General features: G+C 64.1%; 11 protein-coding genes. 10 read left to right on the top strand and 1 reads right to left on the bottom strand.

Features of this window, described 5'->3' with window-relative positions; all coding sequences use genetic code 11:
• Nucleotides 1-62: 62 nt before the first annotated feature.
• Nucleotides 63-671 carry a cysteine hydrolase family protein gene (locus ACWFUC_RS08905; protein ID WP_252697624.1) on the bottom strand — a complete coding sequence of 203 codons (609 nt, stop codon included), beginning with the start codon at nt 669-671 and terminating at the stop codon, nt 63-65.
• A gap of 184 nt (nt 672-855) precedes the next feature.
• On the opposite strand from ACWFUC_RS08905, the gene ACWFUC_RS08900 reads away from it, so the two are divergent.
• The 10 genes from ACWFUC_RS08900 to gmhB all read left to right on the top strand — a co-directional run bounded on the left by ACWFUC_RS08900 (nt 856) and on the right by gmhB (nt 13,451).
• On the top strand, nt 856-1,719 hold the full coding sequence (locus ACWFUC_RS08900) for a LysR family transcriptional regulator (RefSeq protein WP_051156696.1): 864 nt from the start codon (nt 856-858) through the stop codon (nt 1,717-1,719).
• Nucleotides 1,720-1,912: 193 nt separating this feature from the next.
• Entirely contained in the window at nt 1,913-3,253 is a 1,341-nt protein-coding gene (gene miaB, locus ACWFUC_RS08895; RefSeq protein ID WP_288069469.1) for a tRNA (N6-isopentenyl adenosine(37)-C2)-methylthiotransferase MiaB, read from the top strand.
• Between the two features lie 30 nt (nt 3,254-3,283).
• Nucleotides 3,284-4,411, top strand: coding sequence for a PhoH family protein (locus ACWFUC_RS08890; RefSeq protein ID WP_034332135.1), 1,128 nt, complete (start codon nt 3,284-3,286; stop codon nt 4,409-4,411).
• Nucleotides 4,398-4,853, top strand: coding sequence for an rRNA maturation RNase YbeY (ybeY, locus tag ACWFUC_RS08885; protein WP_134221408.1), 456 nt, complete (start codon nt 4,398-4,400; stop codon nt 4,851-4,853). Before ACWFUC_RS08890 ends, ybeY begins: the two co-directional genes overlap by 14 nt.
• A 317-nt stretch (nt 4,854-5,170) precedes the next feature.
• Nucleotides 5,171-6,817: a methyl-accepting chemotaxis protein gene (locus tag ACWFUC_RS08880; RefSeq protein ID WP_489624675.1), complete on the top strand. Its 1,647-nt coding sequence runs from the start codon at nt 5,171-5,173 to the stop codon at nt 6,815-6,817.
• 211 nt (nt 6,818-7,028) lie between these two features.
• Complete coding sequence (locus ACWFUC_RS08875; RefSeq protein ID WP_489624674.1) at nt 7,029-7,907, top strand: CorC family transporter; 879 nt, start codon at nt 7,029-7,031, stop codon at nt 7,905-7,907.
• Between the two features lie 28 nt (nt 7,908-7,935).
• Nucleotides 7,936-9,561 (top strand): apolipoprotein N-acyltransferase, encoded by a 1,626-nt coding sequence (lnt, locus tag ACWFUC_RS08870; RefSeq protein ID WP_489624673.1) that lies wholly within the window; start codon nt 7,936-7,938, stop codon nt 9,559-9,561.
• A 120-nt stretch (nt 9,562-9,681) separates the two neighbouring features.
• Nucleotides 9,682-10,599: a glycine--tRNA ligase subunit alpha gene (gene glyQ, locus ACWFUC_RS08865; protein ID WP_039790129.1), complete on the top strand. Its 918-nt coding sequence runs from the start codon at nt 9,682-9,684 to the stop codon at nt 10,597-10,599.
• A gap of 82 nt (nt 10,600-10,681) precedes the next feature.
• On the top strand, nt 10,682-12,802 hold the full coding sequence (gene glyS / locus ACWFUC_RS08860) for a glycine--tRNA ligase subunit beta (protein ID WP_209579855.1): 2,121 nt from the start codon (nt 10,682-10,684) through the stop codon (nt 12,800-12,802).
• 91 nt (nt 12,803-12,893) lie between these two features.
• Nucleotides 12,894-13,451 carry a D-glycero-beta-D-manno-heptose 1,7-bisphosphate 7-phosphatase gene (gene gmhB / locus ACWFUC_RS08855; protein WP_017451462.1) on the top strand — a complete coding sequence of 186 codons (558 nt, stop codon included), beginning with the start codon at nt 12,894-12,896 and terminating at the stop codon, nt 13,449-13,451.
• Nucleotides 13,452-13,501 lie beyond the last annotated feature (50 nt).

The raw sequence follows: 13,501 nt of genomic DNA, 5'->3' as shown, positions 1-13,501 counted from the left end.
GGTGGTAGCGTCCTTGTGATTGTCTTTTTCGCGCAGTGCGAAAAAGCCGTCATGCAATGAGATCAGGCCCCGGCCAGCGCCGCCGCATCTGCCACCACGGTGGCATAGCGATCGGCCAGTTCGGTCAGCGCCACACGCTGGACCTCGGCCGCCTTGACCGGCGCACCGCCCAAGGGATCAGGCAGGTCGCGGGTAGCGCAGGCAGCCGCCACGACCGTGGAGGCATAGCCATGGTCCAGCGCCGAGCGCACAGTGGCACTCACGCACATGTGGGTAGCAAAACCGGTCACGATCAGGGACTTGCGGCCGGTCTTCCTGATGGCCTCGTCCAACGCGGTACCGGCGAAGGCGTTGGGCAGGCCCTTGGGCAGCACCAGCTCCTCACCCTGCGGCTGGACGCCGTCGATGATGGCCACGTGCGGACCTTGCGGATCGAACATGGCACTGCCCGGCTTGCTGTGGTGGACGATGTGGATCACCGGCGCACCGGCGGCACGGGCCTGGCGCAGCAGCTCGGCGATCTGGCCCACGGCTGCATCGATGCCGGCCAGCGGTGCGCGGCCGGTGGTGTATTCGGTCTGGTGGTCGATGATGAGCAGGACGGCTTCCTGCCAGGTGGCGGCGCGGGCGCTGCCACCTGCGATCTGGATCAGGGTCTGGGGAGAGGACATGCGCGGTTCCTTGTTAAAAAATGTTCGAGAGAAGTCGATAAAACGCTGCAACTGAACGTCAATGCACAGTGACGGACCATCTTAGTCCGATAAAATTCGCACTGCCATTCACCAAAATCGCCAGGCCCCTGTGAAAAAATTAACAGCCCGCAGCAAGGCCGCGCCCTTGCCCTCCCCGCAAGCCATGCATGCCGCCCTGGATGCCGACTGGGAGAGCCTGCGCAGCTTCGCGGCCTTCGTCGAAGCCGGCAGCCTCTCCGGCGCGGCCCGCGCGCTGGGCGTCACGCATGCCACCATCGGCCGCCGCCTGCAACTGCTGGAAGAGGCCCTGCAGGGTCCGCTGTACCTGCGCCGCGCCGAGGATGTTGAACTGACCCGCCTGGGCGAGAGCGTGCTGACGGCTGCCCGCGCCATGCAGGAACAGACCCGGCAACTGGCGCGCACCCTGGCGGGCGGGGACCTGCGGCTGGAAGGCAAGCTGCGCCTGGCCTGCACCGATGCCATCGGGACCATGTTCCTGGCCCCGCGCCTGCCCGCTCTGCTGGAACAATGGCCAGCGCTGGACGTGGAATTCGCGCTGGGCCACCAGACCCTGAGCCTGGCGCGGCGCGAAGCCGACCTGGCCCTGCGCTTCGGCAAGCCCCAAGATGGCGAACTGATTGCCCGGCCGCTGGGCGCGGTGCGTTTTTACCTGTGTGGCACGGCCGACAACGTCGCGCTCTGGCGACGGGCGCGCAAGACGGCGCCCTTCGTGGCCTATGACGATGGCGTGCCGGACATTCCGGAGACGCGCTGGATCGCCGACCATGCCGCCGGCAACCCGGTGCGTTTGCGCAGCACCAGCCTGGTGGCGCAGTGCATGGCCGCGCGCGCTGGGGTCGGCCTGGCCTTGCTGCCAAGCTATCTGCTGGCACCGGAACTGCAGACTGTGGAGTCCGCGCCACAGCTGCAGCGCGAACTGTGGGCGGTCTTCCATCGCGACCTCAAGACCCTGCCCCGGCTGCGCGCCGTGCTGGCATGGCTGCAGGACTGCTGCGCGCAACTCTGAGAATTGCATCATGGCCAGGCCCACCCGGCGCTGGCGGCGGCTGCACGGGGCCTGCGGTGCTATAATCGCGAACCTCCGGGGATGGGCTCCACCACCGCTGCAGCAGCAGATTCCAGCGGCCCGCCGCCCTCCTCCTCGCCGGCGCGCGCATGTTCCATGCGTCCTTCCTGCGCTCTTCGCCTGATAAAGATTTATGCAGAAAAAAGTATTCATCAAAACCTTCGGCTGCCAGATGAACGAGTACGACTCGGACAAGATGGCCGACGTGCTCCATCTCGCCGAAGGCCTCGTCAAGACCGATCGTCCGGAAGAGGCCGACGTGATCCTGCTGAACACCTGCTCGATTCGCGAGAAGGCGCAGGAGAAGGTGTTTTCCGACCTGGGCCGCCTGCGTGCGCTGAAGAAGGACAAACCCGACCTGCTCATCGGCGTGGGCGGCTGTGTGGCCTCGCAGGAAGGCGACGCCATCATCAAGCGCGCACCCTTCGTGGACATGGTGTTCGGTCCGCAGACCCTGCATCGCCTGCCGCAGATGATCTCCGAGCGGCGCTACAGCGGCCGTCCGCAGGTGGACATCAGCTTCCCCGAGATCGAGAAGTTCGACCACCTGCCGCCGGCCCGCGTGGAAGGGGCGACCGCCTATGTCTCCATCATGGAAGGCTGCAGCAAGTATTGCAGCTACTGCGTGGTGCCCTATACGCGCGGCGAGGAAGTCTCGCGCCGCTTTGAGGATGTGCTCACCGAAGTGGCCGGGCTGGCCGACCAGGGCGTGAAGGAAATCATGCTGCTGGGCCAGAACGTCAATGCCTATCGCGGCGTGATGGAAGACGGCGAGATCGCCGACTTCGCCCTGCTGATCGAATACATCGCCGAGCTGCCGGGCATCGAGCGCATCCGCTTCGTGACCAGCCATCCCAAGGAATTCTCGCAGCGCCTGATCGACACCTACGCCAAGGTGCCCAAGCTCTGCAATCACCTCTACCTGCCGGCGCAGCACGGCTCGGACCGCACGCTGGCGGCGATGAAGCGCGGCTATACCGCGCTGGAATACAAGTCGGTGATCCGCCGCATGCGCAAGGTGCGTCCGGATATCACGGTGCAATCGGACTTCATCGTCGGCTTCCCCGGCGAGACCGAGGAAGATTTCGAAGCGCTCATGAAGCTGGTGGCCGATGTGGGCTTCGACAACAGTTTCTCCTTCATCTTCAGCCCGCGCCCCGGCACGCCGGCCGCCAGCCTGGCCGACGACACCCCGCAGGAAGTCAAGCTGGCCCGCCTGCAGCGCCTGCAGGCCGCGCTCAACGAGAACGCGGCCAAGATCAGTGCCGCGCAGGTCGGCACGGTGCAAAAGGTGCTGGTGGAAGGCGTTTCCAAACGCCGCGAGCATGAGCTGCAAGGCCGCACCGAGAGCAATCGCGTGGTCAACTTCGACGGTGGTCCGAACGGCCAGCGCCTCATCGGCGAGATCATCGAAGTCCGCGTGACCGAAGCCTTCCCCTTCTCGCTGCGTGGCGAGATCGTGACCCGTCATTGATGATTCAATCCCCTTAACCGGAATCGTGCATTGAAAAAAATCCCCAATCAGCCTCATCACTTCACGCCCCAGCCGCTGGACAACAAGCGCCTGGCCAACCTGTGCGGTGCGCTCGATGAAAACCTGCGCCAGATTTCCGCCGCGCTGGACGTGACCATCTTCCGCCGTGGCGACCGCTTCGTGGTTACCGGCACCAACGCCGAACGCGCCGTGGAAGTGCTGGAACGTTTCTACGAGAAGGCCGACCGTCCGGTGGCCGTGGACGATATCCAGCTGGCCCTGGTGGAGCAGCGCGCCAACGCCGCCGCCGACGAAGAAGCCGGCCTGCCGCCACTGCCGGCGCGCCGTGGCAAGGCCGCTGCTGCACCGGCTGCGCCTGCCGCCGATGACAAGGACAGCCAGGACCCGCTGCCCGAGAGCCCCATCCTGAAGACCCGCAAGCACGACCTGCGCGGACGCACGCCGCACCAGAGCCAGTATCTGAATGCCATCCTCGAACACGACATCACCTTCGGTGTCGGCCCGGCCGGTACCGGCAAGACTTACCTGGCCGTGGCCTGCGCGGTCGATGCGCTGGAACGCGATGCCGTGCAGCGTATCGTGCTCACGCGCCCGGCCGTGGAAGCGGGTGAGCGCCTGGGCTTCCTGCCGGGCGATCTGGCGCAGAAGGTCGACCCATATCTGCGTCCGCTGTATGACGCGCTGTATGATCTGCTGGGCTTCGACCGCACGCAGAAGCTCTTCGAAAAACAGGCCATCGAGATCGCCCCGCTGGCCTACATGCGCGGCCGCACGCTCAATCACGCCTTCATCATTCTGGATGAGGCGCAGAACACCACGCCGGAACAGATGAAGATGTTCCTGACCCGCATCGGTTTCGGCAGCAAGGCCGTCATCACCGGCGACGTCACCCAGGTCGACCTGCATCACGGCCAGAAGAGCGGCCTGGTCGATGCGCTGTCGGTGCTGCATGACGTGCGCGGCATCGCCTTCTCGCGCTTCACCAGTGCCGACGTGGTCCGCCATCCGCTGGTGGCGCGCATCGTCGATGCCTATGATGCCGCCGGCAACCCGCGCCCGGATACCGCGCGCGCCACTGCCCGCACTGCCACCAATCTCCTGACCAAATCCGCCAAGCCGCGCCATGCCAAAACATAAACTCACGCTGTCGGTGCAATATGCCGACGACCGCCTCAAGGACAGCATCACCCGCCCTCTCCTGCGCCGCTGGGTGCAGGCCGCGCTGTTTGCGCCGGCCGAACTGACGCTGCGTTTCGTCGGTTCCGAAGAAGGCCGTGACCTCAACCGCGACTATCGCGGCAAGGACTACGCCACCAATGTGCTGACCTTCGCTTATACGGAAGATGAAGACAGCGAAGTCACCGAAGCCGACATCATCTTCTGTACCGACGTGCTGGAGAAGGAAGCCGCCGAGCAGAAGAAGACCGTGGAAGAACACACCGCTCACCTGGTGGTGCATGGCGTGCTGCATGCGCAGGGCTATGATCACGAGGACGATGAGGAAGCCGACGAGATGGAAGCGCTGGAAACCGAGATCCTGGCTACCTTGGGCTACGACAATCCCTACAAGTCACGCTGAAGCAAGGACTGCCTTGCCGCTTCGGCAACGCAATCTGATGTCGCAAACAACGGTCTGCTACTGCAGGCCGTTTTTTGTTTCCGGCCCAGGTTTCATTTTTGTTGCTTTGCCTCAAGCCGTTGCCGCTTTATCACGCCAAAAAGTAATCGGTTTTTCCGATGTGATCATCGATTTTTTCCGTTTCGTAATGGAGTGACAATTTGACGGTGATTTTCCGCTGACATTTAACTAGGCAATTCAGGAAAAGCCCGATGGGAAGCGGACTCCGGCTGAACGAGAATGCTTCCACACCAATTAAACCCATCGGGGAGGATGTCATGAAGAACCTGAAGATCGGCCATCGTCTTGGCCTTGGCTTTGCCGCCGTACTGGTCCTGCTGGTGGCCGTCGCCAGCTTCGGCCTGCAGCAAGTCTCGCGTCTGAATGATCGCATCGTCTTCCTGACCTCCATCGACGAGGGCAAGCTTGAAGCACTTTCCAAAGTGCAATTCGCCGTGGGCCTGCGCGCCATTGCGGCCCGCAACCTGACGCTGGTCAATGGGACTGCCGAACAGAAAGGCGATCTCGACCTGGTCGGCAGCGCCCAGAAAGATATCGATTCCGGCATGGCCGAGCTGACCCGCCTGATGCAAGATCCGGCGACCACGCCGCAGGAACGCGACATGCTGGAGCAACTGCGCAAGCTGGAGGCGCAATACCTGCCGGTGGCCGTCAACATCGTCAAGCTGGCGACCTCGCAACAGAACGAAGCGGCACGCACTTCGCTGGTCAAGGATTGCATGCCCATCCTCAATCGCGTGATTGCCCACGTGGAGCAATTCAACAAGCTGCTGCGCAAGAATTCCGCAGCCAATGTGGACGCAGCTGAAGCCGCCTACGCCATGGCCAAGTGGACCATGATGGGAGCCAGCATTGCGGCCCTGATCCTGGGTGGCCTGATCGCCTGGCTGCTGACCCGCTCGATCTCCCGTCCGCTGGCCCAGGCCGTGAGCGTGGCGCAGAGCGTGCAAGCGGGTGACCTCGGCAGCCGCATCGAAGTCACCAGCAAGGATGAGCTGGGCCAGCTGATGGCCGCGCTCAAGGGCATGAATGACAGCCTGGTGGCCATCGTCGGTGAAGTGCGCCATGGTACCGACACCATCGCCGTGGCCTCAGACGAAATCAAGCGCGGCAACATGGATCTGTCCCACCGCACCGAGCAGCAAGCCGGCTCGCTGCAGGAAACCGCCTCGGCGATGGAGCAGCTGACTGCTACCGTCAAGCAGACCTCCGACAATGCCCGCGAAGCCAAGCGCCTGGCCGACAATGCCTCGGACGTGGCCACCAAGGGCGGCGCCGCCGTGAACCGCGTGGTCGAAACCATGCACGCCATCAGCACCTCCTCGCACAAGATCGTGGACATCATCAGCGTGATTGACGGCATTGCCTTCCAGACCAACATTCTGGCCCTGAATGCTGCAGTGGAAGCGGCCCGTGCCGGTGAGCAAGGCCGTGGTTTCGCGGTGGTCGCCTCCGAAGTGCGCTCGCTGGCCCAGCGCTCGGCTGTTGCCGCCAAGGAAATCGAGACGCTCATCAATGAATCGGTCGCCAAGGTGGCTACTGGTGAAAAGCAGGTCAGCGAAGCCGGGTCGACCATGGACGAAGTGGTCAGGAGCATCCAGAGCGTGACCCATATCGTGCAGGACATCAGCGCCGCCAGCGCCGAGCAGACTGCCGGCCTGGAACAGATCAACACCGCCGTGGCCCGGATTGACGAAACCACCCAGCAGAACGCCGCCCTGGTGGAACAGGCTGCCGCGGCCGCCGCCTCCATGCAGCAACAGAGCGTGGCCCTGACCGATGTGGTGAGCATCTTCAAGCTCTCGGCCGAGCAGGCTGCACCTAGCGGTGTACGCGGCTCGCAGCAGGCCGCTGTGCAGCAATATTCCCAAGACACGGCGATGCCGGCCCTGAGCTACGCCTGAGCACCAGGCAGAAAGTTTTTCCCTGAGGGTGTACTTGCCGGCATCGTGAATGCCGGCTTTTTTTTTGCTCGGTGAAATGGCGTGAAGACATCGGAATTTCCAAGAGGCAAGCGGGACGGCAGCCCGCTGTGGCCGGGCCTTTAGTGGACTTGTCACATAATTGTTGTATCCTATGGCTCTTCGAAACTACGTCGGGCTCGCGCCTAACGCCATGCAAGATCACCCTAGTAGCGTCAAGTCTGACGCTAAACCCCATCGTTCCCTGTTTGAACGACTCACCGCACTGATTTCCCCCGAGCCCGAGAACCGGGCAGAACTGCTCGAAGTGTTGCACGACGCACACGAGCGCAATCTCATCGACGCCGATGCGCTGTCGATGATCGAAGGCGTGTTCCAGGTCTCCGACCTGGCCGTGCGCGACATCATGGTGCCGCGCTCGCAGATGGACACCATCGACATTTCCAAACCGATCGAAACCTGGATGCCCGAAGTGCTGGCCACGTCCCACTCGCGCTTCCCCGCCGTGGATGGCGAGCGCGACAAGGTGATCGGCATCCTGCTGGCCAAGGACCTGCTGCGTTACTACGCCGAGGAATCCTTCGACGTGCGCGACATGCTGCGCCCGGCCATCTTCATTCCCGAATCCAAGCGCCTGAACGTACTGCTGCGCGACTTCCGCGCCAACCGCAACCACATGGCCGTGGTGGTGGACGAATACGGCGGCGTGGCCGGCCTGATCACCATCGAGGACGTGCTGGAACAGATCGTCGGCGACATCGAGGACGAATACGATTTCGATGAAGCCGAAGACAATGTGCTGGCCCTCAAGGATGGCCCGCACGGCGCGCGCTGGCGCGTGAAAGCCCTGACCGAGATCCAGCAGTTCAACGCGGAAGTGGGCAGCCGCTTCTCCGACGAAGACGCCGACACCATCGGCGGACTGGTCGCCAATCACGTGGGCCGCGTGCCGCGCAAGGGCGACGAATTCGACATCGATGGCCTGCACTTCGAAGTGCTGCGCGCCGATGCGCGCCAGGTCCACGTGCTGCTGGTGTCCAAGCTGCCGCCGGCACCGCTGGACGACGAGTGAATCGCCTGATCTGCCTGCCGTTGCAACCGTGACTTCCCCCTCCTCCCAAGACCTGCCGCTGCCGCGCGGCGCGACCGCTGCGCGCGGTCGCCTCGGCACGGCGCTGGCCCTGCTGCTGCCGGTCGCAGCGGGCGCGGTCAACGTCTTCGCCTTCGCGCCCTTCAAACTGTGGCCCTTGCAGATCCTGGCCCTGGCCTGGCTGTTCCATGGCGTGCTGGCGCAACCGCAAGCCTCCACCGGCCGCCACTTCCTGCGCGGCTGGCTGTACGGTTTCGGCTGGGCGGCGGCGGGCGTGCACTGGCTCTACATCAGCATGCATGACTACGGCGGCATGCCGGGCTGGATGGCGGCACTGGCCGTGGGCTTGCTGGCGCTCTATCTGGGCTTGTATGCGGGTGCGGCTACCGCGCTGGCTGGCTGGCTGCGCCATCGCTGGTCGTCCTCGCCGCTGGTACTGGCGCTGTTCATGCTGCCGGCGCTGTGGGCGCTGTCGGAGTGGGCGCGCGGCTGGGTCTTCACGGGATTCCCCTGGCTGATTTCGGGCTATGCGCATACGGTCGGCCCACTGGCCGGCTTCGCCCCGGTGGGCGGCGTCTATTTCGTCGGCTGGGTCGCAGCGCTCATCGCGGGCAGCCTGGCGCTGCTGTGGATGGGCCTCACGCGCAAGGGCGTGGCGGGCACTGGCCAGCGCATCGTGCTGCCGCTGTGTGCTGCGGCCCTGCTGTGCGCGGGCGGCGTGGCCTTGCGGCTGGCGCACTGGACCGCGCCACAAGGCCAGCCGATCACGGTGCGCCTGCTGCAGGGGAACATTCCGCAGGAAATGAAATTCTCCAACGATGCCCTGGTCTCCACCCTGGGCATGTACGAACAGATGATCAGCGCCGCCCCGGCCGACCTGATCGCCACCCCGGAAACCGCCATCCCGCTGCTGCCGCAGCAATTGCCACCGGATTATCTGGAACGCATCGCGCGCTTCGCGCAAAAGAGCGGCAGCCATCTGGCGCTGGGCATTCCGCTCTCCGATGGTCCGCAGTTGTATGCCAATTCGGTGCTGGGCTTCGGCCCCGGAGTGGGATCGGCCTTGATGCCCTACCGCTACGACAAGCACCACCTGGTGCCCTTCGGTGAATTCATCCCGCCGGGCTTCCGCTGGTTCGTCGACCTGATGCACATCCCGCTGGGCGACATGACGCGCGGCGCGCCGGTGCAGTCGCCCTTCGGCGTGAAGGACCAGTGGGTGCTGCCCAACATCTGCTACGAAGATCTGTTTGGCGAAGAAATCGCCGGCCAGCTGCGCGATGCCTACCGTGCCGGCCAGCCGCAGGCCAGCCTGCTGCTGAACCTGTCCAACATTGCCTGGTTCGGCAATTCGATCGCCCTGCCCCAGCACCTGCAGATCTCGCAGATGCGCACGCTGGAAACCGGCCGCCCGATGCTGCGCGCCACCAACACCGGAGCCACGGCGGTGATCCTGCCGGGCGGCGCAGTCAGCGAACTGCCGCCCTACACGCGCGGCGTGCTCTCCGGCCAGGTGCAGGGCTATGGCGGCCAGACCCCCTACATTCTGCTGGGCAACAAGCTCATCGTCGGGCTGGCGCTGCTGATGCTGCTGCTGGCCTGGGGCCGCAACAAGGCCGCGCGCATTCGCCACTGATCTCAAATGCCAGGGGCCGGCAGTGCCGCGCCCTGGCAAAACCGGGTCAAACGCCCCAAAAGGCGCTAAAATTCAAGGTTTTCGCAATTCCTCCGCCGGTTCGCCAGGCCACCACACACGATGCTGACATTTCAACAAATCATCCTCAAGTTGCAAGAATATTGGGACGCCCAGGGCTGCGCACTGCTGCAACCCTACGACATGGAAGTCGGCGCGGGCACCTCGCACACGGCAACCTTCCTGCGCGCGATCGGCCCGGAACCGTGGCGCGCCGCCTATGTCCAGCCTTCGCGCCGTCCCAAGGATGGCCGCTATGGCGAAAACCCCAACCGCATGCAGCACTACTACCAGTACCAGGTGGTCCTGAAGCCGGCGCCGGAAAACATCCTGGACCTGTACCTGGGCTCGCTGGAGGCGCTGGGACTGGATCTGAAGCAAAACGACGTGCGCTTCGTCGAGGATGACTGGGAAAACCCCACCCTGGGCGCCTGGGGCCTGGGTTGGGAAGTCTGGCTCAATGGCATGGAAGTGACGCAATTCACCTATTTCCAGCAGGTCGGCGGCCTCGATTGCAAGCCGGTGCTGGGCGAGATCACCTACGGCATCGAGCGCCTGGCCATGTACCTGCAGGGCGTGGAAAACGTCTATGACCTGGTCTGGACCGAATGGACCGAGAACGGCGTCAAGAAGCACCTGACCTATGGCGACGTGTTCCACCAGAACGAAGTGGAACAATCCACCTTCAACTTCGAGTACTCGAACACCGACTTCCTGTTCTCGCTGTTCACCAACTACGAAGCCGAAGCCAAGCGCCTGATGGAAGTGCCGCTGGCCCTGCCCGCGTATGAACAGGTGCTCAAGGCCGCCCACACCTTCAACATGCTCGACGCCCGTGGCGCCATTTCGGTGACCGAGCGCGCCGCCTACATCGGCCGCATCCGCAATCTTTCGCGGGCGGTGGCGCAGGCCTACTTCGAATCGCGCGAACGCCTGGGCTTCCCGATGCTGGGCCAGGCACCGGCACAAGCTGCCGCCTGAGACGCAGCAACACGACATCATGCGGCACCGGTTGACTTGACCGGTGTCCCGAGCAAGACAGCAAGACAGCAAGACAGACAACATGAACCAGACACTCCTCGTAGAACTCGTCACCGAAGAACTCCCGCCGAAGGCGCTGGCCAAGCTGGGCGATGCCTTCGCCAATGGCATCGTCAATGGCCTGCAAAGCCGCGGCTATCTCGATGCCGGTGCTGCCGCCACCGCCTACGCGACGCCGCGCCGCCTGGCCGTCTCCATCACGCAAGTGCGCGCCGCCTCGCCGGACAAATCGATCCGCGAAAAAGTGCTGCCGGTGACCGTCGCATTGGACGCCGAAGGCCGCCCGTCGGCACCGCTGGTGAAGAAGCTGGCCGCACTAGCCGCCTCCACCGGTGCCACCGTCATCACCCCGGACCAGCTGGAACGCGCCCAGGATGGCAAGGCCGAGAGCTTCTTCTACACCTATACCGCCAAGGGTTCGGCCCTGGCCGTGGGCCTGCAGGCTGCGCTCGACGAAAGCCTGTCCAAGCTGCCCATCCCCAAGGTCATGAGCTATCAGCGCCAGTTCGGCCGCGCGGCCGGCGAGACGGTGCACTTCGTGCGTCCCGCGCACTACCTGGTGGCGCTGCTGGGCAACGACGTGGTGCCGATCAATACGCTGGGCCTGGATGCCGGCCGTACCACGCTGGGCCATCGCTTCCTGTCCTCAGGTGTGCTGCAGATCGCCTCGCCCGATGCCTACGTCGAGGCACTGGCCACGCAAGGCAAGGTCATCGCCAGTTTCACCGAGCGCCGCGAAAAGATCCGCACTGCGCTGCTGGCCAAGGCCGGTGGCGATCAAGTGCTGATGCCGGATTCGCTGCTGGACGAAGTCACCGCACTGGTGGAATGGCCGGTGGTCTACGAATGCAAGTTCGAAGATGAATTCCTGGCCGTGCCGCAGGAATGCCTGATCCTGACCATGCAGACCAACCAGAAATATTTTGCGCTCACCGACGCCGATGGCAAACTGCGTTCGCGCTTCCTGATCGTTTCCAACCTGGAGACCGATCGCCCCGAACACATCATCGGCGGCAACGAGCGCGTGGTGCGTCCGCGCCTGTCGGATGCCAAGTTCTTCTTCGAGCAGGACAAGAAAAAATCCTTGGCCGATCGCGTGCCGCAACTGGCCAACGTGGTCTACCACAACAAGCTGGGCAACCAGTTGCAGCGCACCGAGCGCGTGCAGGCGCTGGCCGGCAAGATCGCCAGCCTGCTGGGCGGCGACGTCAAGCAAGCCGAGCGCGGCGCGCTGCTGGCCAAGGCCGACCTGCTGACCGACATGGTCGGCGAGTTCCCCGAACTGCAAGGCATCATGGGCACGTATTACGCGCGTCACGACGGCGAGTCCGATGAAGTGGCACTGGCCGCTTCCGAACACTACCAGCCGCGCTTTGCCGGCGACGCCTTGCCTGCCACCGCCACCGGTACCGCCGTGGCCCTGGCCGACAAGCTGGAAACCCTGGTCGGCATCTGGGGCATCGGCCTGCAGCCGACCGGCGACAAGGATCCGTTCGCCCTGCGCCGCCATGCCCTGGGCGTGTTGCGCATGCTGGTCGAAAAACGCCTGCCGCTGTCGCTGACCGCCTTGCTGGATGCGACTGCGGGACTGTTCGCCGGCAACGCCAATTTCAAGGATCCGCGCGCCGATGTGCAGGCCTTCATCTACGACCGCCTGCGCGGCCTGCTGCGCGAGCGCGGCTTTGCGCAGAACGAAGTGGAAGCCGTGGTGGCCCAGCAGCCTGACGTGCTGGACAACGTGGTGGAACGCCTGCAAGCCGTGCAAGCCTTCGCCGCCTTGCCGGAAGCCGAGGCCCTGGCCGCTGCCAACAAGCGCATCACCAACATCCTGAAGAAGATCGAAGGCGTGGCCATCGATGCCCACGGTGCCGTGCAGGAAAACCTGCTGCAGGAAGCCGCCGAGCAGGGCCTGTTCGCCGCCATGCAGACCACGCGTCCGCAGGTGCAGGCAGCCTACGCCGCGGGTGACTTCGCCGGTGCGCTCAAGGCCCTGGCACAGCTGCGCCAGAACGTCGATGCCTTCTTCAACGACGTGATGGTCAATGCCGAGGACGAACAGCTGCGCAAGAATCGCCAGGCCCTGCTGGCCTCGCTGCATGGCATGCTCAACCAGGTGGCTGACATTTCCAAGCTGGCCGCGTAATCCAACACGCTACCGGCTAGGGCCCACGCAACACCGATCCGCCGCGCACGGGCTTGTCCTGGCGCGGCGGTATTCATGAAGGAAAGCAGGAATGAAACTGATCATTCTCGACCGCGATGGCGTCATCAACCAGGATTCCGATGCCTTCATCAAGTCGCCCGACGAGTGGATCCCCATCAAGGGTTCGCTGGAAGCGATCGCGCGCCTGAACCAGGCCGGCTATCGCGTGGTGGTGGCCACCAACCAGTCCGGCGTGGCGCGCGGCTTGTTCGACATCAAGACCCTCAACGCCATCCACCAGAAGATGCACAATGCGGCCCAGCAGGCCGGTGCCGATATCGATGCGGTATTCTTCTGCCCGCACTCGGCCGATGACAATTGCGATTGCCGCAAACCCAAGCCGGGCATGTTCCACGAGATCGCCAAGCGCTTCAACATCAGCCTGCGCGGCGGTGTGGCGACCGTAGGCGATTCGCTGCGCGACTTGCAGGCGGGCTATGTGGCCGGCTGTGCGCCCTACCTGGTGCTGACCGGCAAGGGCGAGAAGACCCAGGCCAAGGGCGGCTTGCCGCCAGGCACGCTGGTGTTTCCGGATTTATCGGCAGTGGTTGATTTCATTCTGAAGTCGCCGGTCGGGGTCTCGGTATAGTGCCGTCACTGCGACCGCGCAGCCAACCCCATTCATTACAACAACATGCT

This window comes from Herbaspirillum sp. Her4, assembly GCF_057961335.1.
Note: the sequence above shows the minus strand (reverse complement) of the source record. Positions and strands in the feature narration are given on the sequence as shown.

Excerpts from the sequence above, each read along its gene's own strand:
- ACWFUC_RS08905 (WP_252697624.1), bottom strand. The coding sequence starts at position 671 with ATGTCCTCTCCCCAGACCCTGATCCAGATCGCAGGTGGCAGCGCCCGC.
- ACWFUC_RS08900 (WP_051156696.1), top strand. The coding sequence starts at position 856 with ATGCATGCCGCCCTGGATGCCGACTGGGAGAGCCTGCGCAGCTTCGCG.
- miaB (WP_288069469.1), top strand. The coding sequence starts at position 1,913 with ATGCAGAAAAAAGTATTCATCAAAACCTTCGGCTGCCAGATGAACGAG.
- ybeY (WP_134221408.1), top strand. The coding sequence starts at position 4,398 with ATGCCAAAACATAAACTCACGCTGTCGGTGCAATATGCCGACGACCGC.
- ACWFUC_RS08880 (WP_489624675.1), top strand. The coding sequence starts at position 5,171 with ATGAAGAACCTGAAGATCGGCCATCGTCTTGGCCTTGGCTTTGCCGCC.
- ACWFUC_RS08875 (WP_489624674.1), top strand. The coding sequence starts at position 7,029 with ATGCAAGATCACCCTAGTAGCGTCAAGTCTGACGCTAAACCCCATCGT.
- glyQ (WP_039790129.1), top strand. The coding sequence starts at position 9,682 with ATGCTGACATTTCAACAAATCATCCTCAAGTTGCAAGAATATTGGGAC.
- glyS (WP_209579855.1), top strand. The coding sequence starts at position 10,682 with ATGAACCAGACACTCCTCGTAGAACTCGTCACCGAAGAACTCCCGCCG.
- gmhB (WP_017451462.1), top strand. The coding sequence starts at position 12,894 with ATGAAACTGATCATTCTCGACCGCGATGGCGTCATCAACCAGGATTCC.